Genomic DNA, 21,410 nt, shown 5'->3' with positions numbered 1-21,410 from the left:
CCTGCCGGGCGCGTTGTCATCGCATCGCCCCAGCAGAAGGCCTTTTGCCATGTCCAAGCCCACGAATTCATCGCCGCCAACCGTCAGAACCGGGACTGGTGGCGAACCGCACCAGATTGCCGGTTCCGACCAACCGGTGCTGACCACCAATCACGGCATGATGATCTCCGACGATCACAACAGCCTGCGCGCCGGCCCGCGTGGGGCGCTGTTGCTGGAAGACATGGTGCTGCGTGAGAAGCTGTTCCATTTCGATCATGAGCGCATCCCTGAGCGCGTTGTCCACGCCCGTGGGTTGGCCGCGCACGGCTATTTCGAGCTGACTGACAGCCTGGCCGAACTGACCATGGCGCAGGTGCTGGGGGAGGTGGGCCACCGCACGCCGGTGTTCGTGCGGTTTTCCACCGTGGCCGGCAATCGCGGCTCGGCCGATCTGGCGCGCGATGTGCGCGGCTTTGCGGTGAAATTCTACACCAAGGAAGGCAATTGGGATCTGGTGGGCAACAATATCCCGGTGTTCTTCATCCAGGATGCGATGAAGTTCCCCGATCTCGCCCACGCCGTGAAGGAAGAGCCTGATCGCGGCTTTCCGCAGGCCGCTTCGGCGCACGATACGTTCTGGGACTGGATCGCGATGACCCCCGAAGCCATGCACATGGTGATGTGGCAGATGTCTGATCGCACCATCCCGCGTTCGGTGCGGATGATGCGGGGTTTTGGCGTGCACAGTTTCCGGCTGGTCAATGCTGCGGGCCAATCCACCTTCGTCAAATTCCACTGGACGCCCAAATTGGGCCTGCAATCGGTGGTGTGGGATGAAGCGGTGAAGATCAACGGTGCCGATCCGGATTACCACCGCCGTGATCTGTATAATGCCATTGAATCAGGCGATTTTCCCGAATGGGAACTGGGCGTGCAGCTGTTCAGCGAGGAAGACGCCGCTGGTTTCGATTTCGATCATCTCGACGCCACCAAGTTGATCCCCGAAGAAATCGTGCCGCTGCGCGTGGTCGGCCGGCTGGTGCTGGATCGCAATCCGGCCAATGTGTTTGATGAAACCGAACAAGTGGCCTTCTGCACCCAGAATCTGGTGCCGGGCCTTGATTTCTCCGATGATCCGCTGCTGCATGGCCGCAATTTCTCCTATCTCGACACCCAGCTCAGCCGGCTCGGCTCGACCAATTTCCACCAGATCCCGATCAACGCGCCGAAATGCCCGTTCACCAACATGCAGCGCGACGGCCATATGCAGATGCAGGTCCACCCGCAGCGCGTCACCTACACGCCCAGCCTGCTCGATCCCTCCGGCCCGCGCGAAAGCCCCACCCAGGGCTTTCGCAGCTTTCCCGCCGCCTTGATGGGCACCAAGCAGCGCGAACGCTCTGCCACGTTCAGCGATCACTACAGCCAGGCCCGCCTGTTCTTCGAAAGCCAGAGCGTGCCGGAACAGGATCATATGGTCGCCGCGCTGGTGTTCGAGCTTTCAAAGGTGGAGGCCGATATCGTGCGCGACACCATGCTGGGCCATCTGGTGGTGATCGATGCCGATCTGGGCAACCGCGTCGCCGCTGGCCTGGGCCACAGCGAACCCACCACCGCCGCCACCCCTGCCGTGGCCCCGCGCACCGATCTCGCCCCCGCCCCAAGCCTCAGCATGCTGGCGCGCGGCGTGCCACCGCTCACCGGTCGCCAGATCGGCGCCCTGGTGACAGACGGTGCCGCCGCCGGTGCCATAACATCATTGCTGAAGGCCGCCCGCGGCGCCGGCGCCAAGGTGAAAATCATCTGCCCCACCATCGGCGGCGTAACGCTGGACGATGGCACCCGCCTGAAGGCCGATCACCAACTCGCCGGCGGCCCATCGGTGCTGTTCGACGCCGTGACCGTCCTAGCCTCCGAAGCTGGCACCACCGCCCTGCTCGGCGATGCCGCCGCGGTGGCCTGGGTGCACGATGCGTTCGCCCACCTGAAAGTGATCGGCGTGACACAGGCCGCCATGCCCCTGCTTGCGGCCGCTGGCATCATGGAAGATGAGGGCATTTGTGATCTCGACTCCGGTGCCGGAGTCTTCATCGAAACCGCTTCCGCCGGCCGCATCTGGGCCCGCGAACCCTATGTGCGCCCGGTGTATTGAAGGCGGGTTCAAACGGGCGGAATCAGCCGGTCCAACATCCCCGTCGCCAGTGCGGCCTTCACATGATCGATGAACGCCCGCAGCTTGGGGAGCACCTGGGCATGGCCGGGGTAGTGGAGAAAGAGCCCGGGGCTGGAGGGGCAGAGGGGGCTCATGACGATTTCGAGGGTGCCGGCGGCAAGATCGTCGAGCACGAGCGGTTCGCTGACTTGCGCAAGGCCAAGGCCGCGGCGGGCCAGCGCGAGGACGGCGGCATTGTCGCTGACGATGACGCGGCCTTTTGCCGGCACGTCGATGCTGCGGTTGCCGTCCATCACCCGCCAGGGGAACAGGTTGCTGCTGCCGCTGATGCGCTGGCGGATGCAGTTGTGAGACTTGAGATCTGCGATTGACTGCGGCCGGCCGTGGCGGGCGAAATAGTCCGGTGTGCCGACGATGACGAAGCGGAAGGGTGGCGTAAGGCGCACACTGATCATGTCCGCTTCCAGCAGTTCGCCGGTGCGGATGCCGGCGTCGTGCCCGCTGGCGGCGAGATCGATGATGGCGTCTTCGCCGGCCACTTCCACGTCCACATCCGGATATTTGTCGCAGAAATCGGCAATGATCGGTTCGATCAGGATGGGCACCACGGCGCGCGGCATGTTGAGCCGCAGCAGCCCGGCCGGGCGTTCGCCGTAGGTGCGTGCGCCTTCCCACGCGCTTACCAGGCTGGCGAAGGCGGGGGCGGCCTGGGCGTGGAACAGCGCGCCGGCTTCGGTGAGGCCGACGGAGCGCGTGGTGCGGATGAAGAGCGGCACGCCGATGCGGTCTTCCAGCTGGCGCACGGTCTGGCTGATGGCCGATGGCGACACGCCCAGATCCTCGGCGGCTTCACGGAAGGAGCGTCGCTCCGCCACGCGCAGGAAGGCTTCGAGGCCATCAAGCAGGTTCCGCGGAATTGTGTAGCTGTGCTTCATGGGGTGACAATCATTGCGTGGATTAACTTGGGTCTGAGTGTGACTTAAAACCCAGTCATCGGCAAGCCACTGCCGCCGAGCACTGAAAGGACCCAGACCATGATCGCACGTTCCACCATCGACCGCCTGACCATCGCCGCCCTGATGCTGACCGCCACCCTGCCCTTCGCCGCGATCACCCCGGCGCAGGCGGCGACCGCCACCAGCTGCGCCGTCGAAGCCCAGCAGCTGCGCACGGAAATCAGCACGGCCCAGCCGCAGCATGCGGCCAAGGTGCTGCGTACCGTGAAAACGGCCGAGATGATCTGTGCCGAAGGCAATCGCCACGAAGCCACGAAGAAGTTCGCCGCCGCCCGTGAACAGCTGGCCACCACTGTCCAGCTCGCCGATCGGCGTTGATACAAGCCCGCCGGCCGCCCTCCCGCCGGCAGGTCTTGCGGCGGCCACCCAGACCCCGGGTGGCCGCCGTTTTTTTGGTTACAGCCCGGCCCGCGCCACCAGCCACGCGGTGGAGGGATCGAAGCTCAGATCCTCGCCCGCCAGCAGGGCATTGGCCAGTTCCTTGCCCAGCTCCACGCCCCATTGATCGAACGGGTTGATGCCGAGCAGCACGGCGGCCGTGAAGGTGCGGTGTTCGTAAAAGGCGATGAGCGCACCCAGCGTGGCCGGATCGAGGCGATCGAGCAGCAGGGTGGAGGATGGCCGGTTGCCACTGAACGTCTTGGCGTGGGCCAGCGCTTCGTCGCCGCCCGAAAGCGCCAGCGCCGCCTCGAAACTGCGGCCCTTCAACAGCGCGGCGCCTTGCGCGAAGCAATTGGCCAGCAATTGGCGATGGTGGGTGGCGGGCAGATCATGGGCCGGTTCCAGCACCGCCACGAACTCGACCGGGCCCACGCACGTGCCTTGGTGGATCAACTGGAAAACGGCATGCTGCGCATCGGTGCCGGTGCCGCCCCAGGTGATGGCGGCCGTTGGCCCGGCCAGCGGGCTGCCGTCGCGGCCAACACTCTTGCCGTTCGATTCCATTTCCAGCTGCTGCAGATAGGAGGGCAGCAGCCGCAGCCGTTCATCATAGGCAAACACGCCCCGCGTCTGCTGGCCCTGGCCGTGGGCGGCCCACACATCGGCGAGCGCGGCGAGCACCGGCAGGTTGCGATCCAGCGGGGTATCACGGAAATGCGCGTCCATCGCGGCGGCGCCGGCGCGCAACTGGCTGAGCGCCTCCGGCCCGCAACGAATGGCGAGCGGCAGGCCGACGGCAGACCACAGCGAATAGCGCCCGCCCACCGACTCGGCGAAGGGCAGCACATGGCCGGCGCCCCACGCGGCGGCACGATCAGGCCGGGCGGTGATGGCGATACAGTCGGAGCGGCGACCGGCCAGCTGTTCCAGCGCGGTTTCGGCGTTGATCATGGTTTCAGCCGTCGTGAAGGTTTTCGAGACGACCACCAGCCGCGTTGTTGCCGGCTGGCAGGCGGCCAGTGCGCGGTGCAGCGCCTCGCCATCGATGTTGGAGACGACATGGATGCGCGGACCATCGCCATCGCGGCCAAGCGCATCGTTGAGCAACGCCGGCCCCAATGCCGAACCGCCGATGCCGATCAGGATCACGTCACTCACGCCCTCAGCGCGCAACTGGGTGGCGATCCGCGCCACATCTGCGGCGGCAGCCTGGGCAACGGCCACATTCGCGGCATTGCCGACGCCGCGCTCGGCCGTGTGAGTGGCGGCGCGGCCTTCGCTTGGGTTCACCACCTCGCCGCCCAACAGCCGCGCCCGCCAGCCGGGCAGATCGGCGGCCGTGCAGGCGGCGAGCAGTTGATCCAGCAGCGGCAGCGGCAGCGCGAGGCGGGACAGGTCCAGCGCCAGGCCGCAGGCGCTTGCAGACAGGCGGGCCAGCCGGTCTGGTTCCATCGCGAACAGGGCACGAATATCGACCGGGGCAGCTCCGGCAGCGCGGATGGCAGCAAGATGATCCATGCGCGCTGTTTTCCGGCCTTGGGCGTGCGAAGTCCAGCCCTGTTGCGGCCAAAGGCTTGACCGGGTGGTGCAATCGGCCCACGGCGAAGCCGATGACTCGAAAGCGCAAGGCAATGCCCGATCCGGGGCCCGGCCCCGAACTGGCCCGTGCCGACCGGATGGAACGGCTGGCGGCCTTTGCACGTGATGTGCTGGGCCATGAATTTGCCGATCTGGCGCTGCTCGATCGCGCGCTCACCCATGGCAGCGCCACCCGCCAGGCCGGCGCCAGTTACCAGCGGCTGGAATTCCTGGGCGATCGCGTGCTTGGCTGCGTGGTCGCCGGCCTGCTCTATGGCCAGCATGATGAAGCCGAAGGCCGATTGACGGCGCGGCTGCACGCCATGGTGGAAGGCCCGGCCAACGCCCGCGTGGCGCGCGGCTGGAACGCCGGGCCACTTATCGCGATGGAACCGGTGAGCCGCGGCAAGGGCTTGGCCGACAGTGACAATGTGCTGGGCGATGTGGCCGAAGCGGTTACGGCGGCGGTGTTCATCGATGGCGGCTGGACGGCGGCCTCGGCGTTTGTCACGCGCCACTGGGGCCCGATGATGCAGGCCGAACAGCCGTTCCTGAACGATCCCAAGAGCGCCCTGCAGCAATGGGCGCTGAAACGCCGGCTGGGCATGCCGGATTATCTGGTGGTAAACCGCGATGGCCCCGATCACGCGCCGGTGTTCACCGTGGAAGTGACGGTGCGCGGCGCCCCGCCGGCCAGCGCCACCGGCAAATCCCGGCAAGAGGCCGAAAAGGCCGCCGCCACCCTGTTGTTGAAAAGCCTTGAAGCATGACCAGTGAACTGACCCCCATCACCACCCGCTGCGGCACCATCGCCGTTGTTGGCGCGCCCAACGCGGGCAAATCCACCTTGGTCAACGCGCTGGTGGGTCAGAAGGTCGCCATCGTCTCGCCCAAGGTGCAGACGACGCGGCAGCGGCTGGTGGGCATCGCCATCCATGAGAGTGCGCAGATGCTGCTGGTGGATACGCCCGGTATCTTTGCCCCTCGCCGCCGGCTGGACCGCGCCATGGTGAAGGCGGCCTGGGATGGCGCGACTGATGCCGAGGTGATCGTGCTGGTGATCGATGCCAAGGCCGGGCTGAAAGGCGATGTGCCCGAGATCATCGCCACCTTGGCCAATCGCCGTGAACCGAAACTGCTGGTGCTCAACAAGGTTGATATCTGCGTGAAGGAGCGGCTGCTCGATCTGGCCAGCCGCTGCAACGAGCTGGCAAAGTTCGAGGAGATCTTCTTCATCAGCGCCAGCACCGGGGATGGCGTTACCGAACTGAAGGCGGCGCTGGCCGCACGCCTGCCGCTGAGCCCGTGGCATTATCCGGAAGACCAGTTGAGCGATGCCACCACCCGCCTGATGGCGACCGAACTGACGCGTGAGCAGCTGTATCTGCAGCTGCACGCCGAGCTGCCCTACGCCGCCACCGTTGAAACCGAAAAGTGGGAGGAACGGCGCGACGGCAGCGTCGCCATCCACCAGCAGATCATTATCGAGCGGGACAGCCAGAAAGCCATCGTGCTGGGCAAGGGCGGCAGCCGCATCAAGGAAATCGGCGCGACGTCGCGGGCCAACATTGCCGACCTGCTGGGCCGCAAGGTCCACCTGTTCCTGCACATCAAGGTGCGCGCCGATTGGGGGGATGACCGCAGCCTCTACAGCGCAGTCGGCCTCGATTTCGTCGACTGACCGGCATGAAAAGGCCCGGCCGCAGGGAAACTGCGACCGGGCCAATTCAAACCTTTACTGCTGCGATCAGGCGGTCGCCGACAGGCCGAGCTGCTTGCGGCGGCGCATGGTGGCGCCGACCAGGCCGAAACCGGCGATCAACATCGCCCAGCTGGCCGGTTCAGGCACGCCGCCCAGCGGATCAAGCGGGCCATCGCCGACAATGCCGACGCCCGAGCCGCCGTTCAGGCCACCAACCGTATTGATGCTCTGGTAGCGGACCACGAAGCGATCAAGCTGGATCGCCGACTGGGCCTGGGCGAACAGCAGCGTGAAGGTGTTGTTCGGGAAGGCGCCATTGGGGATGGCCTGGCCGATCGACAGGCCGCCACCACCGCCGCCAGCGCAGTTGCCGCCAGTGTCGCGGAAGCAGACTTCCACGTTGATGCCGTTGGAAATGCTGGAACCGATGCTCTTCAGATCGAACATGCCGGACGCCGAAGCATCCGCCACGTTGGGATCGACATTGAAGCCGAACGACACGAGGCGCGAATTCGTCACCGAGCCGCCCGATGTGTTGGCCAGATTGTCGATCGTGAAGGTCCAGCCGGTCCAGTTGGTCGTGCCATTGCCGCCGTTGCGGCTGGACAGGCGGAAGGTGGCCGCACCGTCAAGGCCGGGCTGCTGCACATCGTTGGCATAGCCGTCACCAAAGCTCAGCGACACGCTGTCGTTGAGCGCGGCGAACGAAGCTGGCGTGGAGGGCACCGATACCGCCGCAGCGGCCGGGGCTGCAACCAAGGCAGCAGCGAAAGCGAAAGCAAAGTTGTTCATACTTATTACCCCGTTACTAACGAAAACAACTTCTATCCGGATTCGGGTCTGAATCAAGTGTAAATTTACGGTTAACAACAGTAACGCGTGGATTTTCCGGGCGTGCCGCTATGATGGCGGCCATGATCCGCGTTGAACCGGCATTGGTGGTGGCCCTTGCTCCCCACGGCGAACATGCCGTGGTGGCGCGATTCCTGTCGGCAGATCAGGGGCTTGTGGCGGCTTACGTGCAGGGCGGACGCGGACGCAAGCTGCGGCCGGTGCTGCAGATCGGCAACCGTGTGGCGCTTGATCTGGTCACCAAGGGGGCCGGGCAATTGGCCTTTGCCACCGTCCACCCGCTCGGCACCAACATGGCGATGCTGCATGGGCCGGCCGCACTGGCGCTGGTCGATTATCTGGCCAGCCTGGCCGCCGCCACCCTGCCCGAAGGCGAAGCCCAGCCGCGACTGTTTCCGCTGTTCGATGCGCTGTTCGGCGGCGCGGCAGCGGGCGCCCTGGCGGTAGATGTGGGCCCGGCGCTGGTGCGGCTGGAACTGGCGCTGTTGGCGGAACTTGGCCTCGGCCTGGATCTGGCCAGTTGCGCCGCCACCGGCGCTACCGAAGATCTCGCCTTCGCATCGCCCAAATCCCGCCAGGCGGTCAGCCGCGGCGCCGGGCTGCCATGGGCGGCGAAATTGTTGCCCCTGCCCGGTTTCCTGCTGGGCGTGGTCGGGAGCGGGGGCCAGACCGATGCCGCCGCCATTGCCGACGGCCTGGCGCTGACCGGGCACTTCCTTGCCCGCGAGGTGCTGCAAGGCGGCGTGGCAGCCAAACGCACCTGGACGGCGCGGGAACGGCTTGTATCGCTGTTGCTGCGCTGAGGGCGCTTGCCGGCAACCGCCACCGCCGCTAACCCATCGCCATGGCCAGCCTTCCCCCCGAGAGCGACAATATCATCGAAGCCCCGTTCGGCGCCGCGCTGGGCGATCGCTATCTCGTCTATGCCCTCTCCACCATCACCGCGCGATCATTGCCCGATCTGCGCGACGGCCTGAAGCCCGTGCACCGCCGCCTGCTGTGGGCGATGCGACTGCTGAAGCTGAACCCCGATCAGGGCTACAAGAAATGCGCCCGCGTTGTTGGCGACGTTATCGGCAAATATCACCCGCACGGGGACCAGTCGGTCTATGACGCGATGGTGCGCCTGGCCCAGAGTTTCGCGCTCAGGGTGCCGCTGGTCGATGGCCAGGGCAATTTCGGCAATATCGACGGCGATAACGCGGCCGCCATGCGCTATACCGAAGCGCGGCTGACCGATGCCGCCATCCGCCTGATGGACGGGCTGGACGAGGAATCCGTCCCCTTCCGCACCACCTATAATGGCGAAGAGGAAGAGCCGGAGGTGTTCCCCGGCCTGTTCCCCAACCTGCTGGTCAATGGCGCGGCCGGCATCGCCGTCGGCATGGCGACCAGCATCCCGCCGCACAACCCGGTCGAAATCGTGGATGCCGCCCTGCACCTGCTGCGCGCGCCTGACGCGGCCGACACCGAACTGCTGCAGTTCGTCACCGGGCCGGATTTTCCCACTGGCGGCGTGCTGGTCGAACCGCGCGCCAGCATTGCGGAATCCTACCTGACGGGCCGCGGCAGTTTCCGCCTGCGCGCGCGCTGGAGCGTGGAAGACCAGGGCCGCGGCACCTGGACCATCATCATCAGCGAGATCCCCTACCAGGTGCTGAAGGGCAAATTGATCGAGCAGCTGGCCGAACTGATCACCGAGAAGAAGCTGCCCATCCTGGCCGACGTGGCCGACGAGAGCGACGAGCAGTTGCGCATCGTCATCACGCCGAAATCGCGCAACGTCGATGCCGACGTGCTGATGGAAAGCCTGTTCAAGCTGACCGATCTGGAAGTGCGGATTCCGCTCAACATGAACGTGCTGGATGAAGGCCGGCCGGGCGTGCTGGGGCTGAAGCCGGTGATCGCCAAGTGGTTGGTGCATCAGCGCGAAGTGCTGGTCGCCCGCTCCCGCTATCGCCTTGGCCGCATCGATGCGCGGCTGGAAGTGCTGGGCGGGCTGCTCAAGGCCTATCTGAACCTGGATGAAGTGATCCGCATCATCCGCGAGGCCGATGATGCCAAGGAAGAGCTGATCGCGGCCTTCGATCTGACCGCGGTGCAGGCCGAAGCCATTCTCAACATGCGGCTGCGCAGCTTGCGGCGGCTTGAAGAGATCGAGATCACCCGCGAGAACAAGGCGCTCACCGAAGAAGCCAAGGGGCTGCGCGGGCTGATCGATAGTGAGGCGCAGCAAACCGAACGACTGGCCACCGATCTCGCTTCGCTGCGCACCGCCTATGGCCCCGCCACCCTGCTCGGCCGCCGCCGCACCAGCATCGCCGATGCGCCGCAGGTGAAGTTCGTGCCGATCGAGGCGATGATCGAGAAGGAACCGCTGACCATCATCTGTTCGGCCAAGGGCTGGATTCGCGCGATGAAGGGCCATGTCGATCTGGCCAGCACCGAAGCGCTGAAGTTCAAGGAAGGCGACGGGCCGGCCTACGCCTTCCACGCCTCCACCACCGATCGCCTGGTGCTGGCGGCCAGCGATGGCCGTTTCTACACGCTCTCTCCCGATCGCCTGCCCGGCGGGCGCGGCCTGGGCGAGCCGTTGCGCCTGATGATCGATCTGGCGGAAGGGACAGAGATTGTCAGCCTGTTCACACACCAGCCCGATCGCCGCCTGCTACTCGTGGCCAGCGATGGTCGCGGTTTCCAGATCGACAGCGCCGAGCTGCTGGCGGAAACCCGCAAGGGCAAGGTGATCATGTCGCCCAAGGGCGATGCGCGGCTGGCCATTGTGCGCTGGATCTCCCCGGCTGACGACATGGTGGCGGTGATCGGCGAGAACCGCAAACTGCTGGTCTTCCCGCTGGAAGAACTGCCGCAGATGCAGAAAGGCCAGGGCGTCGCGCTGCAGAAATACAAGGATGGCGGCATGAGCGACGTGCGCACATTCGTGATGGCGGAAGGGCTGAGCTGGCCAATGGGCGGCGACAGTGGCCGCACCCGCACGGAAGCCGACCTGACGTTCTGGAAGGGCGCCCGCGCCAGCGCCGGGCGGATGCCACCCAACGGCTTCCCACGCGACAACAAGTTCACCGCCTGAGCACTCGCCAGCACCGCCAGGCCGGGGTAAGGATGGTGCCATGATCGGTGTCATCCTTATTGCTGTGCTGAACGTCGCCATGTTCGCCTGGTTTTTCTACCTGGCGGCCAAGGATCCATCGAACGTGTTCAAGCGCCGCCGCCCGCCCTCGGGCGAGGATACCAGTGGCACGCCCACAGGTGCTCGCAGTGAACAAGGCGGCGAACAGCCGCCGGTGCAGGGTTGAACGGACATGGTGGTTGTCATCCTCATCCTGCTGTCCCTGGGCGTCGCCGGCTTCATCATGGTCAGCGACGCGCGCAAGAACGACAGCTTCAAGCGGCTGGAACAGCGGGCCAGCGATGGCACCGTTGTGGACAGCAGCAGTGACGGCGATGGCGGCGGTGATGGCGATGGTGGCGGCGGGGGCGATTGACCCCGGCAGGCGCCCGGCCGTGAACGGCGGCTGAGACGATGACAGCGATCATCATCATCGTTGTGGTGATTGCCCTGTTCCTGCTGTTTGGTGCCCGCGCCAGCCAGGCGGCACCGCGCCCGCCCCTGCCCCGCCCTCCTCTGTCGCCCCGCGATATTCCGCCTGATCCGATCATCGATCCCGCTCTTGATCCATTGATCGAACCCTGGGCGAATGATGTGCCAGAGCGGCTGCGTTCCGACGAATTGATCAGCGATGACACGCCGTTCGCACCCGGTGGCGGTGACTTTGGCGGCGGCGGCGCCAGCGGAGACTGGGACGACGACAGCAGCGATGACAGCGGCAGCAGCGACGACTGATTCCGCTTGCCCGTTCGCTTCGAATCGATATAATTATGATATCGTATTTAAATCGAGGAGATCAATGTGACGACCCATGATCCGGCGCGCCAGCCCAGCCTTGAGCGGGCCGGCGTTGGCAGCAATGGCATTGCCATGCTGTTCCTGTTGCTGATCAATCTGGTGACGTTGGGTGCGGCCTTGCTGGCGCTGGTCGGCGGCGGTGGGCCGCTGGCAGTGTTGGGCGTGATCGCGCTGTCGCTCACCTTCGCTTTCATCGCCACCGGCTTCTACATGCTGCAGCCCAATGAGGGTGCGGCCATCACCCTGTTCGGCGACTACAAAGGCACCGATCGGGTGAACGGCCTGCGCTGGACCTGGCCGTGGATGGGCAAGCAGAAGATCAGCCTGCGCGCCAACAACCTGATTTCGCAGCAGATCAAGGTGAATGATCTGCGCGGCAACCCGATCGAGATCGCCGCCCAGCTGGTGTGGCGTGTTACCGATACGGCGCAGGCGCTGTTCGACGTTGATGATTATCGCGGCTTCGTCACCGCCCAGGTGGAAGTGGCGGTGCGCACCATCGGCGCGCGTTACCCTTATGATGATTTCGAGCACAAGGAGATCACCCTGCGCGGCGATCACGATCGTGTGTCGGGCGAACTGCGCGCCGAACTGATCAACCGGCTCAGCGTTGCCGGCATCACGGTGGATGAGTGCGGCTTCACCCACCTCGCCTATGCCCCCGAAATCGCCGGTGCCATGCTGCGCCGCCAGCAGGCAGCCGCCGTGGTCGCTGCGCGCGAAACCCTGGTGGCGGGCGCGGTAGGCATGGTCGAAATGGCGCTGGCGCAGTTGAGCGAGAAGAACGTCGTCGAGCTGGATGATGAGCGCAAGGCGGCCATGGTCTCCAACCTGATGGTGGTGCTGTGCGGCGAGCGCGAGACCCAGCCCATCGTCAACGCAGGCAGCCTCTATTGACGCTGCGATGACGGCGAAAAAGGCCTTTCCCCTGCGGCTCGATCCAGCCCTCCACGAGGCGCTGGAACGGGCCGCAGCGGCTGATTTGCGCAGCCTCAATGCGCAGATCGAAGTGCTGTTGCGTGAGGCGCTGGCCAAGCGCGGCGTGAAGGTGGCGGTGACGCCGGGGCCAAAGCGCGGGCGCCCCCCCGCATCTGAACAGCCTCAGGACTGAGCGGCAGCGTCCAGCAGCGCGGCGACCGTTTCCCTATCGTTGGGGAAACCCGCCGCCACCCAGGCGCGTTCGAACGCACCCAATCGCTTTGCCACTTCCGGCCCGGGCGCGACGCCGCGGGCGATGATGTCCTTGCCTGTCGCCGGTGGGCGGGGGCGGTGCCAGCCAATCAATGGAACAGCAGCCATCGCATCACCGGCAATCAGTAACCGGTCGATCACCGCCTCGCCGCCATGCGCGTAAGCCGCCTCCCAGTGCGGCGCCGAACCTGCCGGTTGCACCGCCGCCACCAGCCGGATGCGCTGGACATTGGAGAGCTTCAGCCGCGCGCCAACCTCCGCCGCCACGCGCGTCTCACCCGCCGGCAGCAACGCCGCCAGCCGGCGTTCCCAGGCGGGCGGCAGACCAGCTGCGGCTTCGGCCACCATGGTCTGTACCAGCACCGGCAAACGGTCAGGGCTGAGTTCCGGCAATACTGGGCGGAAAATGCCGGCCTCCAGCATCAGCGCCAGCGTCGCCACCGGATCGGGCAGCGCCAGCAGCAGCCGCAATTCCATCGCGATACGCTCGCGGCTCAGCGCCATCAGATCATTGGCGCGGGCGGTACAGGCCGCCAGCCCATCGGCATCCACCACGGCGGCAAACCGCGCGGAAAAGCGGAAGAAGCGCAAGATGCGCAAATGATCCTCGGCAATGCGCTGCAGCGGATCGCCGATGAAGCGCACGTGGCGCGCCGACAGATCATCCAGCCCGCCCCAATAATCATGCAGCGCGCCGCCCGGCAGATCGGCATAGAGCGCGTTCACCGTGAAATCGCGCCGCGCCGCATCCTCGCGCCAGTCATCGGTGAAGGCGACCTGCGCGTGGCGGCCAAAGCTTTGCACGTCGCGGCGCAGCGTGGTGACTTCGGCGACCAAATCATGCCCCACCACCGTGACCGTGCCATGCGCGATGCCAGTGGGCACGGCTTTCAGGCCGGCGGCCTTCACGCGCTTCATCACCTCATCCGGCGCAAACCGCGTCGCCAGATCGATATCGGCCCCACCCAGCCCGAGCAGCCCGTCGCGCACCGCGCCGCCGACCAGCCTTGTCTCACCCGTTGCTGCATCAAGCGCACCCAGCAGCGCGACGCCGGCCGGCGTGGCGGCCCAGGGTTGGGCTGGCAAATGATCGGGCAGGCTCACAGCGTTTCCAGTCGGCGCGACAGGGCGACGATCATGCCGGCGGTGGCGCCCCAGATATAATGGCGATCATGGCGGATCGACCAGTAATGCCGCGTCTGGCCCTGCCACTGGCCGCTCTGACGCAGATGGTTGGCCGGATCGAGAACATGAGCGAGCGGCACATGGAACAATTCGTCCACTTCATCCGGATGAGCGCGCAGGGTGAGGCCGGGCGGCACCACCCCCACCACCGGCGTCACCAGATAGCCGGTGCCGGTACGATAGGGATCAAGCGTGCCCAGCACCTCCACATGCCGGCGCGGCAGGGCGACTTCTTCCTCCGCCTCACGCAGCGCGGCCGCCACGGCATCGGCATCCTCGGCATCCTGGCGGCCGCCGGGAAAGGCGACCTGGCCAGGGTGGCGCTTCAGATTCGCGGTGCGGCGGGTGAAGAGCAGCTGCGGCGCGGCTTCATCGGAAATTGCCATCAGCACGGAGGCTGGCGTGAGCGCATCAGCCGGCGGCGGGCCGGCGCGGTCCAGATCCCAATCGCCATGTGGGCGCGGGGTGAACGGCCCGCTGAGCAGGGAGCGCACGCGATCAAGCGGCATCGTCAATGCCCTGCATGAACGGGAAGAAGGCGCCGTCGCTCCACAAGCCGGGAGGCTCACCACCTTCGGCCAGCGCCAGATCGGCCAGGCGATAGAAGGTGGCGCGGTTGACGAGCGCATGGAGCCCGCCCCGCACGTGCAGATAAGGGCGCGGGGTGCCGTCGCCACCGATCTGCACGTCCAGCATGTTGTACGGCCCGGCGGCAACCACATCATCCGTGTTCAGGCGGAACAGGATGCGCCTTGCCTCGCCTTCACCTTCCCAATCGGCATCCACCGCGATGAACGGCGCATCCTCCACATCGATGTCCAGCTTCTCCACCGGCGTCACCAGCACATGGCTGCCATCGGTTTCCCGGCGCAGGATGGAGGAAAACAGCTTCACCAGTTCCTTGCGGCCAATGGGTGAGCCAGCGTGGAACCAGGTGCCATCGGCAGCGATCCGCATGTCGCTGTGGCCGCAATGGCTAGGGTGCCATTTTTCCACGGGCAACCGCTTGCCGGCCCGCGACAGGGCCAGCAATTCGGCAAAGCGATCAGCAGGAGATTCGGTGCTCACGGCCCCTAGATAGGGCAAGAAGCGGTTCAGGCAACCTTGGCGGTGCGGGGCGGGTTGCCGCTGGTGGCGGCTTCCACCCAGGCGATGCGTGGCAGGCCGGTGGTGGGCCCGCGCAGCAACAGCCGATCATGATCGACTGGGCCGGGCAGTTCCCAGTGCCGCGTTGCCGCCGCCGAGAAACCGAAGCGGCCATAGAAAGGCGCATCGCCGATGAGCAGCACCGGCGGACTGTCTGCTGCGTCCAGCGCGGCAAGGCTGGTGCGCATCAGGGCCGAGGCAATGCCCTGCCCTTCGCGCGCGGCCGCCACCGCAACCGGGCCGAGCAGGATCATCGGCAACCGCGCGCCGCCCACGCTCTTCAGTCGGATCGGCCAGCATTGCAGGCTGCCCACCAGCGTATCGCCGTCCATGGCCCCATCAACGGCAACGAACGAGAAATCGCCCAGCACGTCGGCGCGATCACGCAGGCGATAGGCCGTGCGCTTGTGGCGCGCCGGGCCGAATCGATCGTCGAGCAGGGAGTCGATGGCAGGCTGGTGCGCGGGCGCCAGCGGAAGGATGGTGATCACGGAAACGACGGCTTTCTGCAGAACGGGACGACAAACGCAAACGGGCACTGCACCATCAGGGGCGCAGTGTCAGATTCGTCGGCCAAGTCGCAGCAGATGCGTCATGATCGGCTTTCTATCAGCCGGTCGATGAACACGCAATGGATCGATGAGTGGACTCAGTGCAGGCGGCGGTCGAGGCCGGCGATGGCCTCGTCGGTCAGCCGGGTCTGCAGGTCCTTGTCGGCGCGGGCGGCGATGATCGCGGCGGCGGCCTTGGTCACCTGGGCGGCAACTTCCGCCTTCAGTTCCGCTGTTGCGGTGCGTTCGGCAGCGGCGATTCGGCTGGCAGCAGCGGCCGTGCGGCGCGCAATGGCGTCGCTGGCAGCGGCTTCGCTGGCCTTCACCAGATCAGCAGCTTCGGTCTGCGCGCGGGCGCGGATGGCGGCGGCTTCCGATTCGGCGGCGGCCTTGGCGGCCTGCGCATCGGCCAGCAGCTTTTCGGCTTCGGCGCGCAGCACGGCGGCTTCATCCAGCTGCTTCTTCACGCCGGCAATCCGGTCATCCAGCGCCTTGGCGATCAGCGACGGCGCCTTGAACACCACCACGGCCAGCACGATGAAGATGGCAACGCCGGTATAGACCCAGCCTTCGGCACCAACGCTGAGCAGCGTCGGTTCGGCGTGATGGCCCCCATCGGCGACGGTGCCGGCAACAGTTTCAGCGGTGTGGATCTGTTCTTCAGCCATGATCGATCCTTAGCGGGCCGCGATCGCTGCCGACACGTCGGCAGGGGTGATCTCGATGCCCACCAGCTTGGCAATGGCTTCGCTGGTCAGTTCGGCAACAGTGGTTTCGAGGCCGGCGCGGGCACTGCCCAGCGCCAATTCCAGCGAGGCCGCAGCCGCTTCGGCATCCGCTTCAAGGCGGGCGCCAAGCGCCTTCAACTGGGTGTCGCTGGCCTTGGCCGCCGTTTCACGGGCCTGGGCCACCGCCGCCTGGGCGGCATCGCGGGCCGCCTTCATGGCGGTTTCATGATCAGCGCGCAGCGTATCGGCCGCGCCCTTGGCTGCTTCGGCCCGATCCAGATCACTGCCGACCTGCGCTTCACGCGCATCGATCACCTTGCCCACCTTGGGCAAAGTTGGCCGCACCACAGCGAAATAGAGCAGCGTGAAGATCACGCCGAACCAGAACAGCTGCGATACGAAACTGGCAGGATCAAATTGTGGCACGGATCATCCCCGGCTTTTCAGCGGTAAAAGGCTGGCGCCCGGTGGTTACCACCGGGCACCAGAGCCGAAATCAGCCGAACGCCAGCGCCAGCGCGACAACGGCGGCGATAAGGCCCAAAGCTTCGGTCACGGCGAAGCCGAAGATCAGGCGGGCGCCGAGCTTGTCGGCAGCGGCCGGATTGCGCAGCGCGCCCTGCAGGAACATCCCGAAGATGAGGCCGACGCCGATGGCGGCGAAACCAGCACCCATGGCGGCCAGGCCGGCGCCGATCAGCTTGTAAGCAGCAACAGTTTCCATTGTTCGTCCTCTACGGTGATCTAGTGGTTGGATTGATTAGTGAAGATTGACGGCGTCGTTGAGATAGATGCTGGCCAGCAGCGCGAACACATAGGCCTGCACGACGGCGATCAGCAGTTCCAGCGCGGTGAGCGCCACGTTGACGCCCAGCGGAATGATCCCCAGCCCGATATTGACCGCGCCCAGCGACACCACGAACCCGCCAAACACCTTCATCAGCACGTGGCCGGCGGTCATGTTGGCAAACAGTCGGATAGCCAGCGTGAACGGGCGCGACAGGAACGACAGGAATTCGATCGCAGCCACCAGCGGCGCCACGAACAGCGGCGTGCCTTCCGGCAGGAACAGCGAGAAGAAGTGCAGGCCGTGGCGGGCAAAGCCGACGATCACCACCAGAATGAAGACGATCATGGCCAGGCCGAAGGTGACGGCGATGTGGCTGGTGGGAGTGAAGCTGTGCACGAACGGCACCATGCCGATCAGGTTGCACGACAACACGAAGATGAAGACAGCAAAGATCAAGGGAGCGTAGCGCAGGCCATCCTTGCCGACATTTTCGCGCAGCATGTCGCGAATGAAATCATAAAGCAGCTCGACGGCGGCCTGCATCCGGCCCGGCACCAGCTGCGGGCGGGCGGTGCCGATGAACAGGAAGGCCGAAACCGCCAGCAGCGTGATCAGCATCCACAGCGAGCTGTTCGTGAACGACAAATCAAACCCGCCCGCGTTCAGCGGGACGATGGTTTCGATCTTGAACTGCTCCATCGGGTTGGCCACGGCCGTTTATTCCTCGTCCCGTTTGGCGGACTCTTTGTCCATCCGCTTCTGCCGGCGCAGCGACTGGGTAAGACCCGTCACAAACCCCAACAACAACATCGTGATCAGACCCCAGGGGCCGGTTCCGGCCTGCCGGTCGATGAACCAGCCGATGAAACCGCCTGCCAGCATGGCGCCGATGAATTCCGACGCCGCCTGCCAGCCCTGATTTTCCTGCAGCTTGGCGCCATCCTTCCGGCTCGGTTCCGCCGCCCGGGCCGCAGCAATGCGGCGCGCGAGGCTATCCTCGTCGGTGGGTGGTTTGGCCAAGGCGCAAATCCCTGTGATCCTACTGCCTGTCGCATATGACAGACGGCCCCGCCAGCGATGCCGACAAGACTTGGCGCGCGTCCTAGATGCGGGGGGTGGGCCTGTCAACCGTTGTGCAGTGCAACCTTGGTGCAATTGCGAGCGTTGTGACAGTTACGCCATGGCCACCAGTCTCTCGGCGGTCTGCAGGTCAACGCTCACCAACTGGCTCACGCCGGGCTCGCCCATGGTGACGCCGAACAGGCGGTGCATGCGGCTCATCGAAACGGCGTTGTGGGTGACGATCAGGAATCGGGTGGCTGTCTCAGCCGCCATCCGGTCGAGCAGGTCGCAGAAACGTTCCACGTTGGCATCATCCAGCGGCGCATCGACTTCGTCGAGCACGCAGATCGGGGCGGGATTGGAAAGGAACAGCGCGAAGATCAGCGCCGTGGCGGTGAGCGCCTGTTCGCCGCCCGACAACAGCGTGAGCGATTGCAACTTCTTGCCCGGCGGCTGCGCCATGATCTCGAGGCCGGCTTCGAGTGGATCATCGGATTCGATCAGCGCCAGTTGCGCCTCACCGCCGCCGAACAGATCAGAGAAGAGCGTGCGGAAATGGCCATCCACAGCGGTGAAGGCCGCCTGCAGCCGCTGTCGGCCTTCGCGGTTGAGGCTGCCGATGGAGCCGCGCAGGCGGGCGATGGCGGTATCGAGCTCGGCCTTCTCCGAGGCGGTCAGCAGGGCCTGCTCTTCCAGCTCCTTCAGTTCGATATCGGCGCGCAGGTTGACTGGGCCCAGCCGGTCGCGCTCGGCGGTGAGACCATCGAGTGCTTCCGCCAGCGCAGCCGGATCGCCGGGTTCGATGCCGAAGCCGAAGCGGCCGGGCAGCAGTGGTGGCGGGCACTGGAACCGCTCCCCGCACAGGCGTTCCAGTTCGAGCCGGGCGGCATCCTGATGCTCGGCCTCGGCGCGGGCGGTGGCACGCAGTTCGCGGGCTTCGCCCACATCAGCGTCAGCAGCGCGGGCGCGGGCAGAAACGGCGTTCAGGGCGGATTCGGCGGCAGCCAGCCGATCCGCAGCCGCAGCACGGGCGGCGTCTGCCGTTTGCGTGGTGGACGCCAGGCCAGCCAGATCGGTGGCAATGGCGCGGGTGCGGGCGGCGAGCCCGGCGCGTTCATCCTCGGCGGCTTCTCGGCGGTTGGCGAGTTCGCTGCGCTGGCCGGCGCTGGCATCGGTCCGGCGCTGCCAATCCACCTGTTCGGCCAGAATCGCGGTACGGCGGCGGGCGGCAGTGTCGGCATCGCGGCCAGCCGTGTCCACGGCGGCGCGTGCGGTGGCCAGCGCGGTGCGGGCGGTGTCATTCCCGGTTCGGGCCGCAGCCAGCGCCGTTGACAGGCCGGCGAGTGCATCGGCCGCCGGCACGGCAGCACACGCCGTCTCGGCTTCGGCGGCCAGCCGCTCCCGGTCGGCCTGGCCTTGCGCGGCGGCGGTCTTCAGGCTGGCTTCCTCGCCGGCGGCGCGGGCCGCGGCCGTTTCGGCCTGCGCCAGCCGGCCGCGCGCTTCGCCGAGCAATCGGGCTGCCGCATCGCGGGCCTGGCGCGCCGTCCGTTCGGCGGCAGCGGCGGCGCTCGCGGCGGCTTCGGCATCGCGCTGGCGGGTGGTGGCGGCCTCAACCGCAGTGGCCGTGGCCTGACGCTCGGTCTCCAGTTCGGCAGCACGGCGGCGGGCGCGCAGGCGAGCAGCGGCGGCATCGGTGCGGCCACCGGCGTCCACCAGCCCGTCCCATCGCCACAATTTGCCATCCCGGCTCACCAGCCGCTGTCCGGGCTTCAATGCGGCCAGCAACGCCGCATCGGGCGCGGCATCGACAACGCCAGTTTGTGCCAGCCGGCGCCCCAATTCGGGCGGCGCCTGCACCTGGCCAGCAAGCGACGTGACGCCAGCCGGCAACGCCGGATCATCAGCGGCCGCACTGCCGGCAAAGCGGCGCGGTGCCGTCGAATCGGCAGGGCCAGCCTCCATATCCTCGCCAAGCGCGGCAGCCAGCGCGGCCTCATAGCCGGCGGCAACCACCAAGCGATCGGCAATGCGCGGGGTCTTGCCCTGATCGGCGGCGAGGCGGCGGGCCAGCGCCTGCGCTTCGGCCTCGAGGCTGGCCAGCGTGGCGCGGGCAGCAGCCAGCGCGGCGGCGGCCTCGCTGCGCGCGATTTCGGCGGCGGGGCGGGCCGCTTCGGAATCGGCGACACCGGTTTCGCAGGCGGCAACATCGGCCTGGGCCTTGGCGACGGCGGCGCGGAACGGCTCCAGATCCGGCGCCGGCGCCAACCGTGCCAGCCGATCGGCCAGGCTCTTTGCTTCGGCCTCGGCCCGGGCAGCGCGGGCGGTGGCGGCGGCGGCGGCATCGCCGGCGGCACGGGCGGCCGCCGCCGCAGCGGCATGGGCGGCCATCGCATCGGAGAGGGCGGTTTCGGCGGCCAGCGCGGCGGCTTGCGCCAGCGTCAGCCGCTCGGCCAGCGCCGGGCGTTCTGCCGCCAGCGCCGCCAGGCGTTCAGCCAGCGCCGCATCTTCAGCCGCCAGCCGCCCGCCAGCGGCAGCGGCATCATCGGCCAGCGCCGCTTCGCGCGCCGCATCGCGATCAATGCTGGCAATGCTGGCGGCCAGCGCGGCATCGCGGCGGGCCAGTTCCTGGGCTTCGGCGTCCAGCAGTGCACGGCGCTGGCGCAGCGCCTGAGCGGCGGCGGCGGCTTCGGCTTCGGCCTGACGCAGCGTCGGCAGGGCAGCATTGGCATCGGCGGCTTCGGCGGTGAGTTGCGCTGCCAGCCGTGTACGTTCGGCGGCCAAGGTTTCGGCGGCCACGGCGGCCTTGCGGGCGCGTTCGCTCAACGCCACAGCGGTGTGCCAGCGGGCGTGGATCAGCGCGGCTTCGCCATGGCGGATGCGATCAGACAGGCTGCGATAGCGCTCCGCCGATTTGGCCTGACGGCGCAACGTATTGGCCTGCGTCTCCAGCCCACGGATCACGTCGTCCAGCCGCGTCACATTGGCTTCGGCGGCGCGCAGGCGAATCTCCGCCTCGCGCCGGCGCACGGCAAGCCCAGCGATGCCGGCGGCTTCTTCCAGCAACTGGCGGCGTTCGGCCGGCTTGGCGGCGATGATGGCGCTGATGCGGCCCTGGCCGACGATCGCCGGGCTGTGCGCGCCGGTG

The 21,410-nt window shown here is 66.7% G+C and carries 24 protein-coding genes; 11 read left to right on the top strand and 13 right to left on the bottom strand.

Features of this window, described 5'->3' with window-relative positions:
* Window positions 1-49: 49 nt before the first annotated feature.
* On the top strand, window positions 50-2,134 hold the full coding sequence (locus tag RT662_RS02970; protein ID WP_313669029.1) for a catalase: 2,085 nt from the start codon (window positions 50-52) through the stop codon (window positions 2,132-2,134).
* 8 nt (window positions 2,135-2,142) lie between these two features.
* On the opposite strand, the gene RT662_RS02965 is transcribed toward RT662_RS02970, so the two are convergent.
* Window positions 2,143-3,090, bottom strand: coding sequence for a LysR family transcriptional regulator (locus RT662_RS02965; protein ID WP_313669027.1), 948 nt, complete (start codon window positions 3,088-3,090; stop codon window positions 2,143-2,145).
* 99 nt (window positions 3,091-3,189) lie between these two features.
* Here RT662_RS02965 and RT662_RS02960 point away from each other — a divergent pair, with 99 nt between their 5' ends.
* Window positions 3,190-3,489 (top strand): hypothetical protein, encoded by a 300-nt coding sequence (locus RT662_RS02960; protein WP_313669026.1) that lies wholly within the window; start codon window positions 3,190-3,192, stop codon window positions 3,487-3,489.
* 78 nt (window positions 3,490-3,567) lie between these two features.
* Here RT662_RS02960 and pgi read toward each other — a convergent pair whose 3' ends face one another.
* Window positions 3,568-5,070: a glucose-6-phosphate isomerase gene (pgi, locus tag RT662_RS02955; protein WP_313669024.1), complete on the bottom strand. Its 1,503-nt coding sequence runs from the start codon at window positions 5,068-5,070 to the stop codon at window positions 3,568-3,570.
* A 92-nt stretch (window positions 5,071-5,162) separates the two neighbouring features.
* Between pgi and rnc the strand changes: the two genes are divergently transcribed.
* Window positions 5,163-5,900, top strand: a complete 738-nt coding sequence (gene rnc / locus RT662_RS02950; RefSeq protein ID WP_313669022.1) for a ribonuclease III — start codon at window positions 5,163-5,165, stop codon at window positions 5,898-5,900.
* The gene (gene era, locus RT662_RS02945) at window positions 5,897-6,811 is read left to right on the top strand and encodes a GTPase Era (RefSeq protein ID WP_313669020.1); all 915 of its coding nucleotides are present in this window, start codon (window positions 5,897-5,899) and stop codon (window positions 6,809-6,811) included. The genes rnc and era overlap by 4 nt, the downstream gene beginning before the upstream one ends.
* Window positions 6,812-6,877: 66 nt before the next feature.
* Here the strand turns inward: era and RT662_RS02940 are convergent, their stop codons facing one another.
* Entirely contained in the window at window positions 6,878-7,624 is a 747-nt protein-coding gene (locus RT662_RS02940; protein WP_313669019.1) for a cistern family PEP-CTERM protein, read from the bottom strand.
* A gap of 122 nt (window positions 7,625-7,746) precedes the next feature.
* Between RT662_RS02940 and recO the strand changes: the two genes are divergently transcribed.
* From recO to RT662_RS02905, 7 genes are all read left to right on the top strand, one after another.
* A complete protein-coding gene (gene recO, locus RT662_RS02935; RefSeq protein WP_313669017.1) occupies window positions 7,747-8,487 on the top strand; it encodes a DNA repair protein RecO in 741 nt (246 codons plus the stop codon).
* 41 nt (window positions 8,488-8,528) lie between these two features.
* Window positions 8,529-10,775, top strand: a complete 2,247-nt coding sequence (parC, locus tag RT662_RS02930; RefSeq protein ID WP_313669016.1) for a DNA topoisomerase IV subunit A — start codon at window positions 8,529-8,531, stop codon at window positions 10,773-10,775.
* A gap of 40 nt (window positions 10,776-10,815) precedes the next feature.
* Window positions 10,816-11,001, top strand: coding sequence for a hypothetical protein (locus tag RT662_RS02925; protein WP_313669015.1), 186 nt, complete (start codon window positions 10,816-10,818; stop codon window positions 10,999-11,001).
* Between the two features lie 6 nt (window positions 11,002-11,007).
* Entirely contained in the window at window positions 11,008-11,190 is a 183-nt protein-coding gene (locus RT662_RS02920; protein ID WP_313669013.1) for a hypothetical protein, read from the top strand.
* Between the two features lie 38 nt (window positions 11,191-11,228).
* Complete coding sequence (locus tag RT662_RS02915) at window positions 11,229-11,549, top strand: hypothetical protein (protein ID WP_313669012.1); 321 nt, start codon at window positions 11,229-11,231, stop codon at window positions 11,547-11,549.
* Between the two features lie 66 nt (window positions 11,550-11,615).
* Window positions 11,616-12,509: an SPFH domain-containing protein gene (locus tag RT662_RS02910; RefSeq protein WP_313669011.1), complete on the top strand. Its 894-nt coding sequence runs from the start codon at window positions 11,616-11,618 to the stop codon at window positions 12,507-12,509.
* A 7-nt stretch (window positions 12,510-12,516) separates the two neighbouring features.
* Entirely contained in the window at window positions 12,517-12,723 is a 207-nt protein-coding gene (locus RT662_RS02905) for a toxin-antitoxin system HicB family antitoxin (protein WP_313669009.1), read from the top strand.
* Here the strand turns inward: RT662_RS02905 and RT662_RS02900 are convergent.
* The 10 genes from RT662_RS02900 to RT662_RS02855 form a co-directional block, all read right to left on the bottom strand.
* Complete coding sequence (locus RT662_RS02900) at window positions 12,714-13,907, bottom strand: CCA tRNA nucleotidyltransferase (RefSeq protein ID WP_313669007.1); 1,194 nt, start codon at window positions 13,905-13,907, stop codon at window positions 12,714-12,716. The two genes, RT662_RS02905 and RT662_RS02900, sit on opposite strands and share 10 nt — an antisense overlap.
* Window positions 13,904-14,497: a CoA pyrophosphatase gene (locus tag RT662_RS02895; protein WP_313669006.1), complete on the bottom strand. Its 594-nt coding sequence runs from the start codon at window positions 14,495-14,497 to the stop codon at window positions 13,904-13,906. The genes RT662_RS02900 and RT662_RS02895 overlap by 4 nt, the downstream gene beginning before the upstream one ends.
* Window positions 14,487-15,056 (bottom strand): DUF1285 domain-containing protein, encoded by a 570-nt coding sequence (locus RT662_RS02890; protein WP_409530131.1) that lies wholly within the window; start codon window positions 15,054-15,056, stop codon window positions 14,487-14,489. Before RT662_RS02890 ends, RT662_RS02895 begins: the two co-directional genes overlap by 11 nt.
* 26 nt (window positions 15,057-15,082) lie before the next feature.
* Window positions 15,083-15,625 (bottom strand): N-acetyltransferase, encoded by a 543-nt coding sequence (locus tag RT662_RS02885; RefSeq protein ID WP_313669005.1) that lies wholly within the window; start codon window positions 15,623-15,625, stop codon window positions 15,083-15,085.
* Window positions 15,626-15,783: 158 nt separating this feature from the next.
* Window positions 15,784-16,353, bottom strand: a complete 570-nt coding sequence (locus tag RT662_RS02880; RefSeq protein WP_313669003.1) for a hypothetical protein — start codon at window positions 16,351-16,353, stop codon at window positions 15,784-15,786.
* A gap of 9 nt (window positions 16,354-16,362) precedes the next feature.
* On the bottom strand, window positions 16,363-16,839 hold the full coding sequence (locus RT662_RS02875) for a hypothetical protein (protein WP_313669001.1): 477 nt from the start codon (window positions 16,837-16,839) through the stop codon (window positions 16,363-16,365).
* 70 nt (window positions 16,840-16,909) lie between these two features.
* On the bottom strand, window positions 16,910-17,137 hold the full coding sequence (locus RT662_RS02870; protein ID WP_022679853.1) for a F0F1 ATP synthase subunit C: 228 nt from the start codon (window positions 17,135-17,137) through the stop codon (window positions 16,910-16,912).
* Window positions 17,138-17,173: 36 nt separating this feature from the next.
* The gene (locus tag RT662_RS02865; RefSeq protein WP_040605451.1) at window positions 17,174-17,902 is read right to left on the bottom strand and encodes a F0F1 ATP synthase subunit A; all 729 of its coding nucleotides are present in this window, start codon (window positions 17,900-17,902) and stop codon (window positions 17,174-17,176) included.
* Between the two features lie 18 nt (window positions 17,903-17,920).
* Window positions 17,921-18,223: an AtpZ/AtpI family protein gene (locus RT662_RS02860; protein WP_303780142.1), complete on the bottom strand. Its 303-nt coding sequence runs from the start codon at window positions 18,221-18,223 to the stop codon at window positions 17,921-17,923.
* A 153-nt stretch (window positions 18,224-18,376) separates the two neighbouring features.
* Window positions 18,377-21,410, bottom strand: a 3,034-nt coding sequence (locus tag RT662_RS02855) for a chromosome segregation protein (RefSeq protein ID WP_313668996.1), incomplete at its 5' end; no start/stop codon positions are given.

It is taken from the genome of Sandarakinorhabdus sp. (assembly GCF_032115815.1).
GTDB lineage: Bacteria > Pseudomonadota > Alphaproteobacteria > Sphingomonadales > Sphingomonadaceae > Sandarakinorhabdus.
Note: the sequence above shows the minus strand (reverse complement) of the source record. Positions and strands in the feature narration are given on the sequence as shown.

Bases quoted from the DNA above. Each gene is read 5' to 3' on its own strand.
- RT662_RS02905 (WP_313669009.1), top strand. From the start codon at position 12,517: ATGACGGCGAAAAAGGCCTTTCCCCTGCGGCTCGATCCAGCCCTCCAC.
- era (WP_313669020.1), top strand. From the start codon at position 5,897: ATGACCAGTGAACTGACCCCCATCACCACCCGCTGCGGCACCATCGCC.
- RT662_RS02970 (WP_313669029.1), top strand. From the start codon at position 50: ATGTCCAAGCCCACGAATTCATCGCCGCCAACCGTCAGAACCGGGACT.
- pgi (WP_313669024.1), bottom strand. From the start codon at position 5,070: ATGGATCATCTTGCTGCCATCCGCGCTGCCGGAGCTGCCCCGGTCGAT.
- parC (WP_313669016.1), top strand. From the start codon at position 8,529: ATGGCCAGCCTTCCCCCCGAGAGCGACAATATCATCGAAGCCCCGTTC.
- RT662_RS02940 (WP_313669019.1), bottom strand. From the start codon at position 7,624: ATGAACAACTTTGCTTTCGCTTTCGCTGCTGCCTTGGTTGCAGCCCCG.
- RT662_RS02865 (WP_040605451.1), bottom strand. From the start codon at position 17,902: ATGGAGCAGTTCAAGATCGAAACCATCGTCCCGCTGAACGCGGGCGGG.
- recO (WP_313669017.1), top strand. From the start codon at position 7,747: ATGATCCGCGTTGAACCGGCATTGGTGGTGGCCCTTGCTCCCCACGGC.
- RT662_RS02960 (WP_313669026.1), top strand. From the start codon at position 3,190: ATGATCGCACGTTCCACCATCGACCGCCTGACCATCGCCGCCCTGATG.
- RT662_RS02895 (WP_313669006.1), bottom strand. From the start codon at position 14,497: ATGCCGCTTGATCGCGTGCGCTCCCTGCTCAGCGGGCCGTTCACCCCG.
- RT662_RS02915 (WP_313669012.1), top strand. From the start codon at position 11,229: ATGACAGCGATCATCATCATCGTTGTGGTGATTGCCCTGTTCCTGCTG.
- RT662_RS02870 (WP_022679853.1), bottom strand. From the start codon at position 17,137: ATGGAAACTGTTGCTGCTTACAAGCTGATCGGCGCCGGCCTGGCCGCC.
- RT662_RS02965 (WP_313669027.1), bottom strand. From the start codon at position 3,090: ATGAAGCACAGCTACACAATTCCGCGGAACCTGCTTGATGGCCTCGAA.
- RT662_RS02925 (WP_313669015.1), top strand. From the start codon at position 10,816: ATGATCGGTGTCATCCTTATTGCTGTGCTGAACGTCGCCATGTTCGCC.
- RT662_RS02880 (WP_313669003.1), bottom strand. From the start codon at position 16,353: ATGGCTGAAGAACAGATCCACACCGCTGAAACTGTTGCCGGCACCGTC.
- RT662_RS02920 (WP_313669013.1), top strand. From the start codon at position 11,008: ATGGTGGTTGTCATCCTCATCCTGCTGTCCCTGGGCGTCGCCGGCTTC.
- rnc (WP_313669022.1), top strand. From the start codon at position 5,163: ATGACTCGAAAGCGCAAGGCAATGCCCGATCCGGGGCCCGGCCCCGAA.